Origin of the sequence: Nonomuraea bangladeshensis (genome assembly GCF_039529455.1) — a bacterium.
GTDB classification, from domain to species: domain Bacteria; phylum Actinomycetota; class Actinomycetes; order Streptosporangiales; family Streptosporangiaceae; genus Nonomuraea; species Nonomuraea bangladeshensis.
Genome location: NZ_BAAAMV010000006.1, coordinates 154,486 through 173,871, shown reverse-complemented (window position 1 = coordinate 173,871; position 19,386 = coordinate 154,486). Strand labels below are relative to the sequence as shown.

Annotated in this window: 13 protein-coding genes; 8 read left to right on the top strand and 5 right to left on the bottom strand. The window is 71.4% G+C overall.

The annotated features are described in order from the left end of the window. Positions 1-142: 142 nt before the first annotated feature. The 4 genes from ABD292_RS20350 (at position 143) to ABD292_RS20335 (ending at position 11,529) form a co-directional block, all read left to right on the top strand. A complete protein-coding gene (locus ABD292_RS20350; protein ID WP_344209430.1) occupies positions 143-3,406 on the top strand; it encodes a LamG-like jellyroll fold domain-containing protein in 3,264 nt (1,087 codons plus the stop codon). Between the two features lie 59 nt (positions 3,407-3,465). After that, a complete protein-coding gene (locus ABD292_RS20345; protein ID WP_344209428.1) occupies positions 3,466-9,744 on the top strand; it encodes an RHS repeat-associated core domain-containing protein in 6,279 nt (2,092 codons plus the stop codon). A gap of 138 nt (positions 9,745-9,882) precedes the next feature. Then, on the top strand, positions 9,883-10,641 hold the full coding sequence (locus ABD292_RS20340; RefSeq protein WP_344209426.1) for an SDR family NAD(P)-dependent oxidoreductase: 759 nt from the start codon (positions 9,883-9,885) through the stop codon (positions 10,639-10,641). Positions 10,642-10,695: 54 nt separating this feature from the next. Next, positions 10,696-11,529, top strand: a complete 834-nt coding sequence (locus tag ABD292_RS20335) for an alpha/beta fold hydrolase (protein WP_344209424.1) — start codon at positions 10,696-10,698, stop codon at positions 11,527-11,529. 9 nt (positions 11,530-11,538) lie between these two features. On the opposite strand, the gene ABD292_RS20330 is transcribed toward ABD292_RS20335, so the two are convergent. The 3 genes from ABD292_RS20330 to mce all read right to left on the bottom strand — a co-directional run bounded on the left by ABD292_RS20330 (position 11,539) and on the right by mce (position 14,720). Further along, positions 11,539-12,705, bottom strand: coding sequence for an AI-2E family transporter (locus tag ABD292_RS20330; RefSeq protein WP_344209422.1), 1,167 nt, complete (start codon positions 12,703-12,705; stop codon positions 11,539-11,541). A 108-nt stretch (positions 12,706-12,813) separates the two neighbouring features. Beyond that, the gene (locus ABD292_RS20325; protein ID WP_344209420.1) at positions 12,814-14,103 is read right to left on the bottom strand and encodes a DivIVA domain-containing protein; all 1,290 of its coding nucleotides are present in this window, start codon (positions 14,101-14,103) and stop codon (positions 12,814-12,816) included. 185 nt (positions 14,104-14,288) lie between these two features. Further along, the gene (mce, locus tag ABD292_RS20320; protein ID WP_344209418.1) at positions 14,289-14,720 is read right to left on the bottom strand and encodes a methylmalonyl-CoA epimerase; all 432 of its coding nucleotides are present in this window, start codon (positions 14,718-14,720) and stop codon (positions 14,289-14,291) included. A gap of 85 nt (positions 14,721-14,805) precedes the next feature. Between mce and ABD292_RS20315 the strand changes: the two genes are divergently transcribed. From ABD292_RS20315 to ABD292_RS20300, 4 genes are all read left to right on the top strand, one after another. Beyond that, the gene (locus ABD292_RS20315) at positions 14,806-15,993 is read left to right on the top strand and encodes an acetyl-CoA C-acetyltransferase (protein WP_344209416.1); all 1,188 of its coding nucleotides are present in this window, start codon (positions 14,806-14,808) and stop codon (positions 15,991-15,993) included. 153 nt (positions 15,994-16,146) lie between these two features. Beyond that, complete coding sequence (locus ABD292_RS20310) at positions 16,147-16,575, top strand: hypothetical protein (protein WP_344209414.1); 429 nt, start codon at positions 16,147-16,149, stop codon at positions 16,573-16,575. Next, positions 16,569-16,793: a helix-turn-helix transcriptional regulator gene (locus ABD292_RS20305; RefSeq protein ID WP_091090886.1), complete on the top strand. Its 225-nt coding sequence runs from the start codon at positions 16,569-16,571 to the stop codon at positions 16,791-16,793. Before ABD292_RS20310 ends, ABD292_RS20305 begins: the two co-directional genes overlap by 7 nt. Continuing rightward, on the top strand, positions 16,793-17,764 hold the full coding sequence (locus ABD292_RS20300) for an NAD(P)-dependent alcohol dehydrogenase (protein ID WP_344209410.1): 972 nt from the start codon (positions 16,793-16,795) through the stop codon (positions 17,762-17,764). Before ABD292_RS20305 ends, ABD292_RS20300 begins: the two co-directional genes overlap by 1 nt. 167 nt (positions 17,765-17,931) lie before the next feature. On the opposite strand, the gene ABD292_RS20295 is transcribed toward ABD292_RS20300, so the two are convergent. After that, on the bottom strand, positions 17,932-18,084 hold the full coding sequence (locus ABD292_RS20295) for a hypothetical protein (RefSeq protein WP_329584043.1): 153 nt from the start codon (positions 18,082-18,084) through the stop codon (positions 17,932-17,934). Positions 18,085-18,223: 139 nt separating this feature from the next. Beyond that, complete coding sequence (locus ABD292_RS20290) at positions 18,224-18,895, bottom strand: DUF4230 domain-containing protein (RefSeq protein WP_344209407.1); 672 nt, start codon at positions 18,893-18,895, stop codon at positions 18,224-18,226. Between the last annotated feature and the right edge of the window lie 491 nt (positions 18,896-19,386).

The window sequence follows — 19,386 nt, the reverse complement described above, 5'->3', positions numbered from 1 at the left end:
GACTCCACGTCTGACACAGGGTGACAATCCGAGCGTCAATCGAAGATCGTGGAGACGCCGGGCGGTGTCCGTTCCGCGCGTAACCCCTGCTCAGCATGGGCGAGGACAAATGCGGGTCGTGCGTTTACTTGGTGCGGCGGCGATGGCGTTTCCGATGGTGGCGGTGGTCCTGACACAGGCACCGTCCGCCGCGGCCGAGACCCCTCCGGCGGCGTATGCCGCGGCGCCGCCGGAGCAGGCCGGGCCGCCCGGCCAGGAGGGCGCGGAGCGGCAGGCGGCGGCCCTGGCCCGGCGGGACAACCGCACCGTCGAGATCGAGTCCATGCGCGGCGAGACCCGCCGCGTCTACGCCAAACCCGACGGCACGTTCACGCTGGAGCAGTACGTACGCCCGATCCAGGTCCGCAGGGACGGCGGCTGGGTGCCCGTGGACACCACGCTCCGCCTGCGCCCGGACGGCGCGATCGAGCCGGTCGCCGCCGCGGTCGGCGTCACCTTCTCCGGCGGCGGCGACGGCCCGCTGGCCCGCCTGTCACGCGGCGGCAAGACCCTGGAGCTGGGCTGGACCGGCCCGCTGCCCAAACCCACGCTGAACGGCGACACCGCCACCTACGCCGAGGTCAGGCCGGGCGTCGACCTCCAGGTCACGGCCGACGTGGACGGCTTCTCGCACCTGCTCGTGGTCAAGACGCGGGAAGCCGCGCAGGCCCTGACCGAGCTGGCGTACCCGCTGGCCGCCGAGGGCCTGTCGGTGAAGACCGACGCGGCGGGCAACCTGCGGGCGCTCGACGAGGCAGGCGGCGCGCTCTTCCTCGCCCCCACGCCCAAGATGTGGGACTCCGAGGGCCTGACCAGCCCGAAGGCGCTCAGGGAAGGCCGCTCGCCCGAGGCCCGCGAGGCCACGATGGGCGTCGCGGTCAAGGGCCGCGAGCTGCGGCTCAAGCCGGACCGCGCGATGCTGACGGACCCGGAGACCCAGTTCCCCGTCTACCTCGACCCCTACTTCTCGGCCTCGCGCGGCTCGTGGACCGCGGTCTGGAGCAACTGGCCGAACTCCAACTACCTCAACTCCAGCGACGTCGCCCGGGTGGGGCACGTCGAGTCGCAGAAGAACCGCTCGTTCTTCCAGATGGCGACCGGCGCGACCATCCACGGCAAGCAGATCATCAAGGCGACGCTGCGGACGTACGAGACGTGGTCCTACTCCTGCAGCGCCCGCAAGGTCGAGGCGTGGGGCACCGGCGCGATCAGCTCCAGCACCACCTGGAACAAGCAGCCGACCTGGACCAGGCTGCTGAGCACGGTGAACGTGGCCAAGGGCTGGGGCGCCTCCTGCCTGCCCGGCGGCGTCGAGTTCGACATCACCTCCTGGGCCGCCGACGCCGCGGCCAAGAAGTGGAACCAGATGACCGTCGGCCTCCGGGCCACCAGCGAGACCGACGTGTACGCCTGGAAGAAGTTCAAGAACAACCCGACCGCGGTCATCGAGTACAACTCCATCCCCAACGACCCGGTCGCCGCCGACGTCTGGTCGGACCCGGGCGGTCCCTGCGTCTCCGGCGACGACCGGCCCATCATCAGCACGGCCACGCCCAAGCTGTGGGCCAAGCTCAAGGACGCCGACAACTCGGTCAAGGGCCGCTTCGAGTGGTACAACGCCGCCGGCGTGAAGGCCGGCGAGTACGTCACCGCCACCGGCTCCTCCGGCACCGCCTTCGCCGCCACCGTCCCGACCAGCCTGTACGCCGACGGCGCACTGGTCCGCTGGCGGGTACGCGCCGAGGACGGCAAGGCCAACAGCGCCTGGAGCCCCTGGTGCGAGGCCACGGTGGACGCCACCGCGCCCGGCCAGCAGCCCACGATCATCTCCTCCGAATACCCGGAGAACAGCTGGTCCGACGGCCTCGGCCTGGCCGGGACGTTCGGCTTCGGCCCCAACGGCGTCACCGACGTGGCCTCCTACCTCTACGGGCTCGACACTAGCCCCACCACGGTGGTCGCGGCGGGCGAGGAAGGCAAGGCGACGGTCCAGATCACCCCGCGGCACGACGGCCCCAACGTGCTGTCGGTCCGCAGCAAGGACCGCGCCGGGCAGCTCGGCCCGATCCGCACGTACGTCTTCAACGTCAACTCCGGCCGCCCGCCGGCCGGGCACTGGCCGCTCGACGAGGGCCAGGGCGGCACCGCCGCCGACGCGGGGGGCACCCACCCCGCGACCCTGACCGGCGCGACGTGGACGAGCGGCCGCACCGGCTCGGCGCTGCGCCTGGCCAGCGGCTCGGCGCAGACCTCCGGCCCGGTCCTCGACACGAGCCGCAACTTCGCCGTCGCCGCCTGGGCCCGCCTGACCTCCAACGCCGCCACCGCGACCCTGCTCACCCAGGAGGGCGGCAGGACCGGCGGGTTCGCCCTGCAGTACTCCAAGAGCGACGACCGCTGGGCGTTCACCCGCACCGCCGCCGACGCCGACGGCGCGGCGACCACCCGCGCCCTGTCGGCCGCCGCGCCCCGGCTGAACGAGTGGACCCACCTGGCCGGCGTCTACGACACGGCGTCCCGGCAGCTCTCGCTCTACGTCAACGGCCGCCTGGAGTCCACGGTCGCCTTCACCCAGCCGTGGAACGCCGCCGGCCCGTTCGTCGCCGGCCGCGGCAAGGTCGCGGGAGCGGCGGCCGAGTTCTGGCCGGGCGACGTGGACGACGTGCGCGCCTACGGCCGGGCCGTGTTCGCCGACGAGATCGCCGACCTGATCAACAGCGCGTCCACGCTGGTCGGCCACTGGACGCTGGACGAGGAGAGCGGCACCGCCGCCGCCGACTCCTCCGGCCGGGCCACGCCCGCCACGCTCGCCGGGGCCGCCTCCTGGACCTCCGGCTGGCTGGACGGCGCGCTCGCGCTCGACGGCGTCACCGGCGCGGCCCAGACCACCAAGCCCGCGGTCTCCACCGCCACCGGCTTCACGGTCGCCCTGTGGACCCAGCTCGACTACCTGCCCACCAAGGACGTCGCCGCCGTGTCCCAGACGGGCAACCGGGCCGCCGGGTTCCAGCTCGGCTACGACACCGCGCAGCAGCGCTGGGTGTTCGGGATGGCCTCGGCCGACACCGACACCGCGACCCTCGTACGGACCCGCTCCGACTCCCTCGCCAACCCGATGGAGTGGACCCACCTGGCCGGTGTGTACGACTCCCTGACCGGCCAGCTCCGCATCTACGTCAACGGCCGCCTGTCCGCCACCACGGTCACCGGCCACACCAGCACCTGGAACGCCACCGGACCGCTGCAGCTGGGCCGCACCAAGAGCGCGGGCGCCCTGACCGGCTACTGGCCGGGCACCGTCGACGACGTCCGCACCTACGACGGCGTGCTCAACGCCGATCAGATCGCCGCACTCGCCGCCCAATAATCCCTTCTTTTCGCCCAGTACACCCCCTCGAAGAGCAGCACCACCCGACTGGGAGAGTCATGGATCTGCCGAGTGAGTTAGAGCTGCCCGAATCCCGATGGAATCGCCCTCCGGAAACCCCGGAGTTCGCCGACGCCCCCGACCCCTACTGGAACCGCTTCCTCCACCCGAAGCCCGAATCCCCCTGGCCGCGCCGCCTGGCGACGATGCTGTCCGTCATCCTCATCGTTCCCATGGCGTACGCCATGCCCGCCGAGGCCGCCCCCCGCCCCGCTCCCCAGGTGCGGAAGGAGACCCCGGTCAAGGGCACCAAGGTCCCGGTCCTGCCGCCGCTGGACAACCCGGTCGCCAAGCAGGTCTGGACGGCCCCGCCCGGCGTGAGCTGGCCGAAGCCGCAGACCGCCGAGCTGGGCGGCACGGACGCCGCGGCGCGGACCCTCGCCGCCGGCGACTTCCCGGTCAGGCTGGCCCCGCCGCAGAAGGCCGCGAAGAACGCCAAGTCCGCCGACGCGGCGGAGGCGGCGGAGGCGGTGACCCCCGTCAAGGTCGAACTGCTCGACCCCGCCAAGTCGGACCGGCTCGGCCTGACGATGCGCGTCTCCCCGAGCGGGAACGGGGTGGCGGCCCGCTCGGCCGGCAAGGCGACGACGACCCGGCTCCAGATCGACTACTCCGGTTTCCGCTACGCCTACGGCGGCGACTACGGCGCCCGCCTGCGCGTGGTCAAGCTGGAGGAGTGCGCGCTCACCGGCGCCGCGGACTGCCCGCAGCCCACGCCGGTCAAGAGCGAGAACAACGCCGCCGACGGCACGGTGACCGCCGAGGTCGAGACGGCCGGCCTGTACGCGGTGACCGCCGCCGCCTCGGGCCCGTCGGGCGACCACGCCGCCACCTCCCTGTCGGCGGCCTCCGACTGGAGCGTCGGCACCCAGTCCGGCGACTTCAGCTGGGGCTACGAGATGCGCGTGCCGCCGTCGCTGGGCGGTGAGGAGCCGGAGATCTCGCTCGGCTACTCCTCGCAGAGCGTGGACGGGCGCACCGTCTCCACCAACAACCAGACGTCCTGGGCCGGTGAGGGCTTCGAGCTGAACCCCGGCGGCTTCATCGAGCGCCGGTACAAGTCGTGCATGCTCGACGGCAAGAAGACCGGCGACCTGTGCTGGGACCAGGACAACGCCATCATGTCGCTCGGCGACTCGTCGGTCGAGCTGATCAAGGACGCCACGACCAAGCAGTGGCGGCCCAAGCGCGACGACGGCACCAGGATCGAGTACCTCACCGGCGCCACCAACGGCGACAACAACGGCGAGTACTGGCGGGTCACCACGCCGGACGGCAACCAGTACACCTTCGGCCTGAACCGGCTGCCCGGCTGGGCCAGCGGCAAGGCCGAGACCAAGTCGGTGCAGACCGTGCCGGTGTTCGGCAACAACAGCGGCGAGCCCTGCTACAACAGCACCCCGGCCAACGCCTGGTGCCAGCAGGCCTACCGGTGGAACCTCGACTACGAGGTGGACACGCACGGCAACGCCACCACGTACTGGTACGAGCGCGAGACCAACTACTACGGCCGCAACATGAAGCCGGAGCAGGGCACCCAGTACGTGCGCGGCGCGTACCTCACCCGCATCGACTACGGCTACCTGAGCAACGAGCTGTTCACCAAGCAGCCGGCCGCCCGCGTGGTGTTCGACGTGGCCGAGCGCTGCCTGCCCAGCGGCACGGTCACCTGCGCGCCCGAGCAGCTCAAGAAGGAGACCGCGAGCCACTGGCCGGACGTGCCGTTCGACCAGATCTGCGACAGCGGGGTGAAGTGCACCGACCGCCTCGCGCCGACGTTCTTCACCCGCAAGCGGCTGGTCAAGGTCACCACGCAGGTGCGCAACGCGGCCGGCCAGTTCACCCCGGTGGACTCGTGGGCGCTGACGCACCAGTTCCCCGCCTCCGGTGACGGCATGAGCCCGGCGCTGTGGCTGGCCTCGATCCGGCAGACCGGCCACGTGGGCGGCACGATCACGTTGCCGCCGGTGACGTTCATCGGCGTGCAGCTGCCCAACAGGGTCGACGCGAACGAGGGCCGGGCCCCGCTGGTCAAGTGGCGGGTGCAGGCCATCAACAACGAGTACGGCGGCGAGCTGCGCATCAACTACTCGGCGGCCGACTGCAAGCCGGGCGACGTGCCCGCGGCCGACAAGAACACCAGGCGCTGCTTCCCGCAGCGCTGGGCCCCGCCGAACGAGGCCGAGGTCACCGACTGGTTCCACAAGTACCTGGTGGCCCAGACCATCGAGGTGGACCGGGTGGCCGGCTCGCCGAACGTGGTCACCGACTACGAGTACCTCGACGGCGCCGCCTGGCACTACGCCGACAACATCCTGGTCAAGCCCGAGCACCGCACGTGGGCCGACTACCGCGGCTACGGCCGGGTCCGCGTCCGCGAGGGCGACGGGCAGGACGGCAAGCGCACGCTGACGGAGTTCCGCTACTTCCGCGGCATGCACGGCGACAGGCTGGCCGACGGCTCCAAGCGCAGCGTCCAGGTGGAGGACTCCGAGGGCGTCAAGCGCGACGACCTCGACCAGCTCGCCGGGTTCGAGCGGGAGGAGACCCTCTTCGACGGTGACGGCGGCGCGGTGCTGACCTCGACCGTGCAGGACGCCTGGTCGGCCAAGACGGCCGAGTCCACGCAGGGCGGCGTCACCAAGACCGCGTACATGGTGCAGCCCACGTCCATGGTCACCCGCACCGCGGTGTCGGGCGGCAAGTGGCGGCGTACCGGCGAGGACCGCACGTACGACACCAAGGGCCTGCTGCTGCAGGTCGAGGAGAAGGGCGACCTGGCCACCGCCGACGACGACCAGTGCACCCGTTACACCTACGCCCGCAACGACACGAGCTGGATGCTCGACTTCCCCAGCAGGGTGCAGAAGGTCGCGGCGGCCTGCACCACCGGGGTGGCCAAGCTGGCCGCCGACGAGATCCTCGCCGACGAGAAGATCCAGTACGACGGCCAGTCGAACGGCCAGGCCCCGACCAAGGGCGACGTGACCGCGGTGCAGGAGCTCGTCTCGGCCGAGGGCCAGACGATCACCGGCAGCGCCCACACGTACGACGCCTACGGCCGCGAGACCAGCGAGACCGACCCGGTCGGCACCAAGTCCGTCACCACCTACGTCCCGGCCTCCGGCGCCCTGCCGACGGAGACCACCGAGACCAACCAGCTCGGCCACACCGAGCGCACCATGCTCGAGCCGGCGTGGGGCGAGCCGACCGCCGAGGTCGACGCCGCGGGCCGGCGCGTGGACATGGAGTACGACGCGCTCGGCCGGCTGATCAAGGTCTGGCAGCCGGACCGCAGCAAGGCCGCCGGCCAGTCGCCCAGCACCGAGTTCTCCTACCAGGTGCGCAACGACGGCCCCAGCGTCGTCACGACCAAGACGCTGAACGCCGACGGCACCTACACCACCAGTCACGAGCTGTTCGACGGTCTGATGCGCGAGCGCCAGACCCAGGAACCGGCCCCCGTCGACGACCAGACGCAGGATCCGGAGCTGCGCGACGGGCGCACGATCACCGACACCTTCTACAACTCGCAGGGCGAGGAGTACAAGGCCAACACCGGCTACTTCGCCACCGGCAAGCCGTCCACCGAGCTGTTCGGGGTGGCCGACGCCGCGGTCCCCACCCAGGTCGTCACGCTGTTCGACGGCGCGGGTGAGGCCAACGCCGAGGTCTTCAAGGTCAAGGGCGTGGAGAAGTACCGCGTCGCGGCCAAGGACCAGGGCGACCGGCTAGACGTCACGCCGCTGCCGGGCGACACCGCCACCACCAGGATCGGCGACGCGCAGGACCGGCTCGTCGAGCTGCGCCAGTACAAGGGCTCGACCCCGACCGGCGAGTACGAATCCACCAAGTACACCTACGACAAGGCCGGCCGGCTGGCGACGGTGACCGACGCGGCGGGCAACGTCTGGCGGCACCACTACGACCTGCGCGGCCGTGAGATCAGGACGGAGGACCCCGACAAGGGCGTCACGACCACCACGTACAACGACGCCGACGAGATCGTCACCACCACCGACGCGCGCGGCCGGACCCTCTGGTACGGCTACGACGCCCTCGGCCGCAAGACGGAGCTGCGCGAGGGCTCGGCGACCGGCACGCTGCTGGCCGAATGGAAGTACGACGCGCTGGCCAAGGGCCACATGCACGCCGCCATCCGGTACGTGGACGGGCAGGCGTACACCGCCGAGATCAACGCCATCGACTCCGACTACCGCACGCTCCGCCAGACCGTGACCATCCCGGCGCGGGAGGGCAAGCTGGCGGGTTCCTACCAGCTCAACACCCGCTACACGCTCGACGACCAGGTCCAGTCGATCAGCTTCCCGGCGGGCGGCGGCCTGGCCGAGGAGTCGGTCGTCTACAGCTACGACGGGCTGAACCAGCCGGTCAAGGTCACCGGCCTGTCGGCCTACGTGAGCGCGGCCCGCTACAGCAAGCTCGGCGAGACCCTCCAGTACGAGCTGGGCGAGGGCAGCAAGAAGACCTGGCTGACCTACACCCACGACGAGGGCACCCGCAGGCTCACCGGCATGCGGCTGGACCGGGCCGGCGCGCCCGCCAGTGACCTGGACCTGTCCTACACCTACGACGCGGCCGGCAACGTCACCAAGATCGCCGACCGGGCCGTCCAGGACACCCAGTGCTTCACCCACGACCATCTGCGCCGGCTGACCTCCGCGTGGACGGCCACCGACGACTGCGCGAGCGGCGCCCCGCAGTCAAGCAAGATCGGCGGCGTGGCCCCGTACGCGGTCAGCTACGCCTACGACGTCACCGGCAACCGGACGAAGGAGACCAAGCACGCCTGGGGCGGCGCCAACGAGCAGGTGCGCACCTACACCTACCCGGCGGCCGGCGGCAAGCAGCCGCACGCGCTGCAGAGCGTCGGCGCCGACCTGTTCGGCTACGACGCCGCCGGCAACACCACCAGGCGCAAGGTCGGCAACGCCGACCAGACCCTGACCTGGGACGCCGAAGGCAACCTGGAGTCGGTGACCGAGGCCGGCAAGACGACCTCGTTCGTCTACGACGCCGACGGCGACCGGCTGCTGCGCAAGACGCCCACGGACGCCACCCTCTACATCGACGACATGGAGCTGCGGCTCGACTACGCCAAGAACACCGTCGAGCAGACCCGCTACTACACCATCGGCGGCGAGGCCATCGCGGTGCGCACGCCGGACAACCAGGTCTACTTCGTGGCCAACGACCACCAGGGCACGGCACAGGCCATGGTGAACGCCGGCACCGGTGACGTGGCGATCCGCAGGCAGACCCCGTTCGGCGAGGACCGCGGGACACCACCACCCTGGTGGCCGGGACAGCGCGGCTTCGTCGGCGGCACCAAGGACGCCACCACCGGGCTCGTGCACCTCGGCGCCCGCGAGTACGACCCCGCCAACGGCCGCTTCCTCTCGGTGGACCCGATCATCGACGAGGGAGAGCCGCAGCAGCTCAACGCCTACTCCTACGCCAACAACAGCCCCGTCACGATGAGCGACCCCGACGGCCAGCTCTTCTGGTTCGTGGTCGGCATCGCGGCGCGGATCGCGGCGCGCCAGCTGGCCAAGAAGCTGGCCCAGGCCGCGGCGCGGCGGGCGGCAGCGGCGGCGGCCAGGCGGGCGGCGCTCGCCGCGGCCCGGCGCAGGGCGGCCGCGCTGGCCAGGAAGCGTGCCATCGAGGCGGCCAAGCGACGGGCCGCGGAGGCCGCCAAGAAGCGGGCGGCCGCCGAGGCCAGGAAGAGGGCTGCGGAGGCCGCCAAGAAGCGGGCGGCCGCCGTGGCCAGGAGGAAGGCGGCGCGGGCCAGGCAGCGGGCCGCCGAGGCGGCGGCCCTGCGCCGGGCGGCGGCAGCGGCACGGCGGGCCGACGCGGCCCGGCCGCGCCCGGCGGCCGCGCGCAGGGCGGTGACCAGGCGGGCCAGCAGGCCGTCCAAGGCCACGGTCCGGCATCGTCCCGCCGTCCGCCCGACCAGCCGTAAGGCGGTTCAGCGACAGTCGCCGCCCAAGGCTCAGCGCACACCGCCGAACTCCTCGCAGCCGCGCGGGCTGAGCGAGGCGCAGAAGAAGTCGATCGACGAGCAGCTCGGACGGGTGCGGCCCACGGGTTCGCACACGCGGGCGGCTCCCAGGGAGTCGGACAGCATCGCCCACCAGGGCACCGGGTGGGGCCCGGCGGGCAAGGCGTACTCGTCGGAGACGCCGCGCTCGAAGATGCCGACGGTGATCTACCGCATCTGGGAGATCTTCCGGCCGCCGGCCATCCCCCCGAACTGATCAGGAGTCAGCTCAGCGAAAGGACGCATCGAGCCCCCGTTCCGGACGGACACCCGTCCGGGGCGGGGGCTCCCGCGTTCCCGGCGGACACCCATAGAATCTTGTTCGGTTCGGCTGGCACGCAACGGAGGAGGCGGCGTGGGCGCGTTCGATCTCAACGGTAAGCAGGCCCTGGTCACGGGGGCGTCGAAGGGCATCGGGCGGGCCATCGCGCTCGCCTACGCGGCGGCCGGCGCCGACGTGGCCCTGGTGTCCCGGTCCGCCGACGCGCTCGCCGAGGTCGCCAGAGAGGTCGAGGCGCTCGGCCGCCGGGCCGTCGTGCTGCCCGCCGACCTCACCGACCGCGACGCCGCCGCGAGCACGGTGGCCGCCGCGATCGACGGGCTCGGCCACCTCGACATCGTGGTCAACAACGCGGGCGGCTCGAACTTCATGGTCGAGTTCAAGGATTTGCGGCTGTCCGGCTGGGACAAGCTCATGCGGCTCAACCTCGACTCGGCCATGGTCGTCTGTCACGCGGTCGCGCCCCACCTGCTGGAGCGGGGGAGCGGGTCGGTCATCAACGTGGCCTCCGTCGCGGCGCTCGGCGCGCCGTTCCTGGCACCGTACGCGGCCGCCAAGGCCGGACTGGTCGCGCTCACCAAGACGCTGGCCCTGGAGTGGGCGCGGGCCGGCGTGCGGGTCAACGCCCTGTGCCCCGGCTGGACGGCCACCGAGCTCAACCGCAACCTCTGGGACGACGAGAGCGGCGGGGCGGCCACGGTCGCCACCGTGCCCATGCGGCGCTGGGGGACCGCCGAGGAGATGGCCCAGCCGGCGATCTTCCTGGCGAGCGGGGCGTCGGCGTACATGACCGGGCAGGTCCTTTTCATCGACGGCGGGGCCACCGCCGTCTGACCTGCTGTCCAGCGGGCCGGACGAAAGCGGTCGCGCGCTTTGCGGCATATCGGCATGCGACATCGTGTGCTCATCAGCGTGATCCGCGTTACCGTGGGGGCCGTGCAGCTCTACACGAGATCGTCCGGGACCGGGCTCCCGGTTGTGCTGCTTCACGCGTTCCCGCTGTCGTCGGCCATGTGGCTGGCCCAGCGGGAAGGACTGGCCAAGGTCTGCCGGGTCATCACCCCCGACCTGCGCGGCTTCGGCGGCTCGCGGCTGGGCGAGGACGACCCGTCGCTCGACCTCATGGCCGACGACGTCGCCAGGCTGCTCGACGACGAGGGCATCGAGCGGGCGGTGGTCGGCGGGCTGTCCATGGGCGGCTACGTCACGCTGGCGTTCTGCCGCAGGCACCCCGACCGGCTGCTCGGCGCGATCCTCGCCGACACCAAGGCCGTCCCCGACCCGGCTCCCGCGCGGGACAACAGGGAGCGCATCGCTCAGGCCGTGCTGTCCGAGGGCAGCGACGTGCTGGTCAGCGAGGTGCTGCCGGGGCTCATCGGGCCCACGACCAGGGAGCGGCGGGCCATGGTGTTCGGGCGGGTCAAGGGGCTGGTGCAGTCCGCCCCGCCGGGCGCGGTCGCCTGGGCGCAGCGCGCGATGGCCGGGCGGCCGGACTCCACCGGCACGCTCGCGGCGCTGAAGGTCCCCCTGCTGGTCGTGGTGGGCGAGGAGGACGACCTGACGCCGCCCGCCGAGGCCGAGGCCATGGCGGCGGCGGTGCCGGGCGCGCGGCTGGAGGTCATCCCGAAGGCCGGCCACCTCAGCGCGGTCGAGCAGCCGGAGGCGTTCAACGCGGCCGTGTCGGAGTTCCTGCAGACCGAGCTGGGCGCCGCGCGCCGATGAGCGGCCCGCTCAGGCGCGGGCCTGCCGGGGGATCACCACCTCGCGGATGATCAGCGCGATGGCGGCGGCCACCGGGATCGCGAGCAGCGCGCCGACGATGCCGAGCAGCGCCCCGCCGAACAACGCGGCGATCACCGTCACGGCCGGCGTCACGTCCACCGAGCGCTTCATCACCCTCGGGTAGATGAGGTAGTTCTCGATCTGCTGGTAGACGATGAAGAAGACGGCGCAGGCGATGCCGGCGGGCACCGACTGCAGCAGCGCCACGGCCGAGACCACCACCGCGCCGATCGTGGCGCCCACCAGCGGGATCAGGTCCGTCAGTGCGACGATGAGGGCGAGCGCGAGCGCGTACCTGACGTCCACGATGGACAGGAAGATCCAGGTCACGACGCCCGCGATGACCGAGATGAGCACGTTGCCGGCGACGTAGCCGCCGATCCCGGTCAGGATCTCCTCGCTGATCGCGCTGGTCCGCTCCCTGCGCGAGGCCGGCACCAGCTTCAGCAGGTACGCCTTGATCGTGTGCAGCGAGCCGAGGAAGTAGAGCATGAGCACCAGCAGCGTCACCGTGGTGAACACGCCGTCCAGCACCACCAGGCTCGCGCCCATGATGCCGGTCGCGAGCGACGGCCCCAGCACGGTGGTCACGAACGTGGCGACCTGCGAGATGATCTGGTAGTCGGCGTCGAGCTGCCGCAGCGCCGGATGGTCACGCAACTCGTTGACGTGGCCAGGCACCGCCGCGATGAAGTCGGCGAGCTCCCGCCCCACCGGCGGCACGATCGCCAGCCCGAACAGCACGAACGCCACGATCACCCCGATGAACACGATGGAGATCGCGGCCCTTCTGACGAGCCCGCGCCGCTGCAACGCCTCGACGGCCGGATTGAGCCCGACGGCCAGGAACATCGCCACCACGACCAGGATGATCGTGCTCAGCGAGTTGACGACCATCTGCGCGATCGCGATCGCGGTCAGCACCCCCAGGCCGCCGACCAGCCCGAACAGGAACGGGCCGCGGGCGAGCGGCTTGCCCGGCAGGCCGTACGGCTGCGCCGGGCCGCCGTTGCCCGCCCCGTCCTCGGCCTTGGGCCCGTCCTCGTTCTTGGGCCCTGCCTCAGGCGTGGGACCACCGGCCTCAGGCCCTGTGGCGGTCTCGGCATTCGCGGACACTTACCAGCAACTCCTCCCATATCGGGCCGAAAACACAGAGAGAGCCTAGCGATCCAGTGATCGCCAGGCTCTCTCCCAGCCGTCAAACAGCCCCGGTGCGGTGAATCGTTACTCCTGCCACCACTCCGCGTCGTCGTCGGACTTGGCCTCGATCTTGGCCGCGGGCGTGGTGGCCGGCGCCTCGACCACCGGCGCGGGCGCCGGGATCGCGGGCTTCGGCGGAGCCGCGGTGACCGCGGGCTCCGGCTCCATGCCCGGCAGCGCCGCGCCGCCGAGGAGCTGACGGAGCTGGGCCAGGTGGCTGGTGATGCTGTCCCGCTGGCGGGTCAGCTCGTCGACCTGGCGCTGCATCGCCGTACGGGTGCGCTCGGCCTCGGTCTTCGCCTCGGTGACGATGGTCTCGGCGCTCGACTTCGCCTCGGCCACGATGGACTCGGAGTTCTTGCGGGCGTTGGCGACGAGCTGCTTGGCGTGCAGGTCGGCCTCGCGGCGGGTCTGCTCGGCCTGCTGGGTCGCCTTCGTGGCCCGCGACTCGGCGGTGGCGGCGCGCTGCTCGGCCTCGGCGACCAGCTTCTGCGTGGCGGCCTGGGCGGTGGCGTGGCGCTCGGCCTCCTGGCGCTCGGCCTCCTCCCGGCGGGAGGCGAGCTGGATCTCGAACTCCGCCTCGTCCTGGGCCCGCTTGGCCTCCGACTCCTCCAGCACCCGCTGGGCCTGGGCGCGCATCTCGTCGGCCTGGCGCTTGGCGGTGGTCAGCACCTCGTCGCGCTCACGCTTGGTCGAGGCCCGCAGCTGGGCGACCTCGCGCTCGGTCGTGGTGCGCAGCTTGGCGATCTCGCGCTCGGCGTCGGCGCGCTTCTCGGCCACCTCGTGGTCGGCCGTGGCCCGGAGCTTGGCGACCTCACGCTCGGTGGTGTTGGTCAGCTCGTCGGCCTCGCGGCGGGCGGTGCCCCGGATCTCCTCGGCGTCGCGCTCGGCGGCGGAGCGCATCTCGTCGCTCTCGCGCGTGGCCTGGGCGCGCTTCTCGGCGGCCTCGGCCTCGGCGGCGGCGCGCAGGTCGGCGGCCTCGACCTTGGCCGCGGCCTTGATCTCGTTGGCCTCGGACCTGGCGGCCTGGACGAGCTCGGTGGCCTGCTCCTCGGCCAGCCGGAGCAGCTGCTCGATGCGGGCGCCGAGACCGGAGTAGGTCGGGCGCTCCTGCTCCTGGAGCTGGCGCTGGGAGTCGGACAGGTCGCGCTGCAGGCCGGTGATCTGCTCGCGCGCCTGGCGAATCTCCTGGTCGAGCTGCTTGAGGTGGTCGTGGACCTGATGCCGGTCGTAACCGCGAAGCACCACATCGAATTCGCGTGCGGGTGCGTCCTCGAAGAAATTGTTGAGCTGGGCGTCGATGTCGGACTGCATGGAGGCTCGATCCTGGGTTGTCGAGACGGCTACACGTGCCGGACGGGGGGTTCGGGGCATCCGATCCGGGAGCCTGTGCCTCGCGGCAGGCTCCCTGTCCGGTTGGGAGGACCAGCGTACTCCGCTGGTGCCACCCGCGAAGCCCCGTCCAATTTTCTGCGTGACTAGTTACATATGAGCTTCTTTTACGATTTGTCGGGATCGGCAGCTTGGACCAGCTCCGTCAGCATTCCGCCCACATCCTTGGGATGCAGGAAGGCGATCCGCGAATCCATGGAACCGTGCCTGGGACGCTCGTCCAGCAGCCTCACACCCTTTGCGCCGATCTTAGCCATGGTTTCGGTGACGTCGCGTACACCGAACGCGACATGATGCACGCCCTCGCCCCGCTTGGCGAGGAATTTCCCCACGGGTGAGTCCTCGGAGAGCGGCTCCAGGAGCTGGATGTAGGAGCCCCCGCCCTCGCCGTCGGCGATGTGCAGCATGGCCTCCTTCACCCCCTGCTCCTCGTTGACCTCACGGGCGACCACCGTGAGCTCGAAGGTCTCCGAGAAGAAGCGGATCTTCTCCTCAAGGTCGTGGCAGGCGATCCCTATGTGGTCGATCCGCATGAACATGTGTGGTCTACCTCCATGGCGAGCGACGTTGTACCCGTGGGTATCGTGTCAAAGACCCGACGCGCGAGCACAGGAGGCCGTTGTCATGTCCAGGTCCGTCATTGTCGCCGGAGCTCGCACCCCCATCGGGAAACTGCTCGGCGCCCTGTCCGGCCTGTCGGCCGTCGAGCTGGGCGGCATCGCGATCAAGGCCGCTCTGGAGCGCGCCGGCGTCGCCCCCGAGGCCGTCGAGTACGTGATCATGGGCCAGGTGCTCCAGGCCGGCGCCGGGCAGATCCCGTCCCGCCAGGCCGCCGTCAAGGCCGGCATCCCGATGACCGTCCCCTCCATCACCATCAACAAGGTCTGCCTGTCCGGTCTCGACGCGATCGCGCTGGCCGACCAGCTCATCAGGGCCGGCGAGTTCGACATCGTGGTGGCCGGCGGCATGGAGTCCATGACCAACGCCCCCCACCTGCTGCCGGGCCTGCGCAAGGGCGTCAAGTACGGCGGCTCCGAGGTCGTCGACTCGATGGCGCACGACGGCCTGTTCTGCGCCTTCGACCAGTGCGCGATGGGCGAGTCCACCGAGCGTCACAACAGCCGCCTCGGCATCGGCCGCGAGGAGCAGGACGCAGTCTCGGCCCGCTCCCACCAGCTCGCGGCCGCCGCCATCAAGAACGGCGTCTTCGACGACGAGATCGTCCCGGTGCCGATCCCGCAGCGGCGCGGCGAGCCGGTGCTGGTCAAGGAGGACGAGGGCGTACGCGGCGACACCACGGCGGAGACGCTCGCCAAGCTCCGCCCGGCCTTCGCCGCCGACGGCACCATCACGGCCGGCTCGGCGTCCCAGATCTCCGACGGCGCCTGCGCGGTGGTCGTCATGTCCAAGGCCAAGGCCGAGGAGCTGGGCCTGGAGTGGCTGGCCGAGATCGGCAGGCACGGCAACGTCGCCGGGCCCGACGCCTCCCTGCAGTCCCAGCCGGCCAACGCCATCAAGCAGGCCATGGCCAAGCAGGGCGTGAGCGCCGACGACCTCGACCTGGTCGAGATCAACGAGGCGTTCGCCAGCGTGGTGGTCCAGTCGGCCAAGGAGCTGGGCGTGCCGCTGGACAAGGTCAACGTCAACGGGGGCGGCATCGCGCTCGGGCACCCGATCGGGGCCTCCGGCGCGCGCATCGTGCTCACCCTCGCCCACGAGCTGAAGCGCCGGGGCGGCGGGCTCGGCGCGGCCGGGCTCTGCGGCGGCGGCGGCCAGGGCGACGCCCTGCTCATCAGCGTCCCGAAGTCCTGACCCCGTCCTTCTTCTGATCACTGGCTCATCGGCCCGGTGATGGTCGCTTCTGACCATCACCGGGCCGTTCTCGTGTCTGCGATCACCGCGTCACTCCGTGTCGCGATGTAAAGAATACTAGACACGGTGTCCGCTCTGCTTTACATTTCAAGTATGGCTTCCGAAGAGAAACGCGCCTGGGTCATGCTGGTGGTCACGGTCGTGGCGTACGGCGTCTACGTCGCCACGGTCCTCGGCCGGGCGGGCGCCGTGCCGCTGACCGAAGTGCCCTACGTGGCGCCGCTGCTGTGGAGCATCGGCGGGGCGTTCCTGGCCTCGATGGTGCTGTTCATCGCGGTGAGCACCACCGCGCCCGCCGAGGTCGGCAAGAAGGACCAGCGCGACCGCGAGATCCACCGCTACGGCGAGTACACCGGGCAGTGGTTCCTCGTCGCCGGCGCGGTGGCCGCCCTGGTCATGGCGATGGCCGAGCTCCCGTACTTCTGGATCGCCAACGTGCTCTACCTGGGGTTCGTCCTGTCGGCCGTCCTCGGGTCCACGCTCAAGATCGTCGCCTACCGGCGGGGGCTGCCGGGATGGTGAAGCCCACGAAGGTCACCAACACGATCCGCGCCCTGCGCTTCACGCACGGCGAGATGACCCAGGCGGAGCTCGCCGACCGCATCGGCGTCACGAGGCAGACGATCATCGCCATCGAGCAGGGCCGGTACTCACCGTCCCTGGAGGTGGCCTTCCAGATCGCGCGGGTCTTCGGCGTCCCGCTCGACGACGTGTTCCAGTACCCGGACGGAGACCACTGATGAAGGCGATCACCAGAAGCGTGTACGGCCCGCCCCGCGTCCTCGGCCTCGCCGAGGTCCCCGAGCCCGAGCCAGGCGACGGCGAGGTGCGGTTACGGGTCCACGCGGCGGGCGTCGACCAGGGCGTGTGGCACATGCTCACCGGCATCCCGTACGTCATGCGGCTCGGCATCGGCCCGCGCCGCCCCAGGAGCCCCTGGCTCGGGGCCGACGTGGCGGGCGAGGTGACGGCGGTCGGGGCCGGCGTCACCGCGTTCAAGCCCGGCGACCGCGTCTTCGGCACCTGCGGCGCGGCCTACGCCGAGCACGCCTGCGCCCGCGCCGACCGGCTCGCGCCGATGCCCGCGAACCTGTCGTACGAGCAGGCCGCCGCCATCCCCACCTCGGGCATGACCGCGCTGCGTGCGCTGCGCGACTCCGGCCGGGTGCGGCGCGGGCAGCGCGTGCTCATCACCGGCGCGGGCGGCGGCGTCGGGACGTTCGCCGTGCAGCTCGCCAAGACGTTCGGGGCGCACGTCACCGGTGTGTGCTCCGGGGCGAAGGAGGAGCTCGTCCGCTCGATCGGCGCGGACGACGTCATCGACTACACGCGCGAGGACTTCACGGACGGCAGCCGGCCCGCCTTCGACCTCATCGTGGACATCGCGGGACTTCGCCCGCTGGCCCACCTGCGGCGGGCGCTCACGCCGCGCGGCACGTACGTCATCGTGGGCGGGGAGGGCGGCGGCCGGTGGTTCGCCGGGCTGGACCGGCAGCTGCGGACCGCCCTGTACGGGCCGTTCACCCGCAAGCGGCCCCGGATGTTCTTCGCCTTCCCCCGGGAGGCCGACCTGCTGACGTTGGCCGAGCTGGCGGGGAACGGGGCGATCACGCCGGTCGTCAGCGCGACGTACCCGCTGGAGCGGGTGCCCGAGGCGATCCGCGAGCTGGAGAAGGGGCACGCGCGCGGCAAGCTCGTCATCACGGTGTGAGCCGCCGGGACCCGTGCCCGGACAGCGCGATGCCCCGGTCCGACCAGGATGGACCGGGGCTTCGCGTACGTTCCCGGAGCCGTCGACCAGGAATGCTCCGGACACCCCTTATGGGGGCTGTTCAGCCCGGCCGCGAGGGAGGCGGCGGCCGGGCTGCTTGTGGGCGGTCACGCGGAACGGAAGCGGGCGAAGACCGAGCGGTGGCGGCGCTCGGCCCGCGGCCCGCGCAGCGCCTCCCGTACGCGCCGCTGCTCGGCGGCGGCCTGACGGAGTTCGGAGGCGTGGTGCTGCATGACGCTGTATTCGAGTTCGGCGTTCATTCGAGTGCTCCTCTGGGCTTTTTCGCGCTGCCTGTCGTCTGCACTCTCAAGATTGCTCCTAAGGCCCTCCCCGGCACATCGGGCTTATGCCTTATCTCTGGGCGTAGGAGTCCTAGGTAGGTACTTAGGACCCGGCGCCTCAGGGCTCGTCGGTGAACTTGACGGAGACCTTCGTGAAGCCGAGCGACTTCAGCAGGCCCGTCATCATCGCCTTGGTGTTGGCGTCGGCGCGGGTCCGCAGGTCGCTCGCCACGGCCGCCTCGGTGATCTTCTTCTCCGCCAGCAGATAGAGCTCGCGCTGGTCGCCGGGGGAGCCCGACAGGAAGTCCGAGACGCGGTCGAACAGGCCGCGCTGCTGGGCGAAGACGTACGAGCGGTCGTTGTCGAGGTTCGGCTTCTCCAGCTGGGCGTGGGGGAGACGGACCGTCGCCTCCGTACGGTCCTCCGAGACCGTGATCGCGTTCGTCGCGATGGAGGAGAAGTCCACGTAGGCGTCCACGCCGCCCGCGCCGACGAACAACGTCCTGGTGCCCTTGATCGCGTCGGGCAGGAAGTTCGCGTCCTTCTCCAGGTCCACGACCACCTGGAAGGTGCCGGTCGCCGCCTCGAAGCGGCTGAGGTCCTTGATGGACTCCAGGAGGACCGGCTGACTGCGGTCAATGGTCCGCTCGCCCCTGGGGTCCAGGTACGTCCAGGCCAGCCGCCCGGCCACCACCAGCAGGACCGCCAGGACCAGCAGGCCCGCCGCGTATCGCCACCAGCGACGCCGTACGGGGGTGACCTCCGGTGGCGTCGTACGGGAAGTCGTCATGGTGGCATGACTACCCGCACAGCGATCATCAGTGCCAGCCCCAGGGTGACATCTCCGATTCCGCCCGCTTACGCCCGCTGCGCCCAGGACCGCCGCTCACCCTGGTCGGGCGCCTGGTACGGGGTGAGGGAAGGGCGACACGGGACGCCTCCTGACGTGCGCGATCGTACGTGTGGGCGGGGCCAGGCAGGACGCACCGGACGTGTCCTGGCGTGTGCGCGAGGGAGGGCGACGCGGGACGTGCCGGGCGCGTTGTGACGTGCGCCGTAGTGCGCGAGAGAGAGGGCGAGATGGGAGGTGCCGGGCGTGTCCTGGCATGCGCGGTTGTATGCGCGGGGGAGTGGAGGTGCCGGGTGTGTCCTGGCGTGCGTCGCGGGGGGCAAGGCGGGACGCCCTCGGGACGCGTCCTGAGGGCGTGCGCTGCCGTAAGTCCTGGTGCCGACAGCCGGCGGGGTGCCGCTCTGCGGGTGGCGCGATAGCGAGGCGTCGCT

Bases quoted from the DNA above. Each gene is read 5' to 3' on its own strand.
- ABD292_RS20295 (WP_329584043.1), bottom strand. From the start codon at position 18,084: ATGAACGCCGAACTCGAATACAGCGTCATGCAGCACCACGCCTCCGAA.
- ABD292_RS20335 (WP_344209424.1), top strand. From the start codon at position 10,696: ATGCGACATCGTGTGCTCATCAGCGTGATCCGCGTTACCGTGGGGGCC.
- ABD292_RS20305 (WP_091090886.1), top strand. From the start codon at position 16,569: ATGGTGAAGCCCACGAAGGTCACCAACACGATCCGCGCCCTGCGCTTC.
- ABD292_RS20345 (WP_344209428.1), top strand. From the start codon at position 3,466: ATGGATCTGCCGAGTGAGTTAGAGCTGCCCGAATCCCGATGGAATCGC.
- ABD292_RS20290 (WP_344209407.1), bottom strand. From the start codon at position 18,895: ATGACGACTTCCCGTACGACGCCACCGGAGGTCACCCCCGTACGGCGT.
- ABD292_RS20315 (WP_344209416.1), top strand. From the start codon at position 14,806: ATGTCCAGGTCCGTCATTGTCGCCGGAGCTCGCACCCCCATCGGGAAA.
- ABD292_RS20300 (WP_344209410.1), top strand. From the start codon at position 16,793: ATGAAGGCGATCACCAGAAGCGTGTACGGCCCGCCCCGCGTCCTCGGC.
- mce (WP_344209418.1), bottom strand. From the start codon at position 14,720: ATGTTCATGCGGATCGACCACATAGGGATCGCCTGCCACGACCTTGAG.
- ABD292_RS20325 (WP_344209420.1), bottom strand. From the start codon at position 14,103: ATGCAGTCCGACATCGACGCCCAGCTCAACAATTTCTTCGAGGACGCA.
- ABD292_RS20350 (WP_344209430.1), top strand. From the start codon at position 143: ATGGCGTTTCCGATGGTGGCGGTGGTCCTGACACAGGCACCGTCCGCC.
- ABD292_RS20310 (WP_344209414.1), top strand. From the start codon at position 16,147: ATGGCTTCCGAAGAGAAACGCGCCTGGGTCATGCTGGTGGTCACGGTC.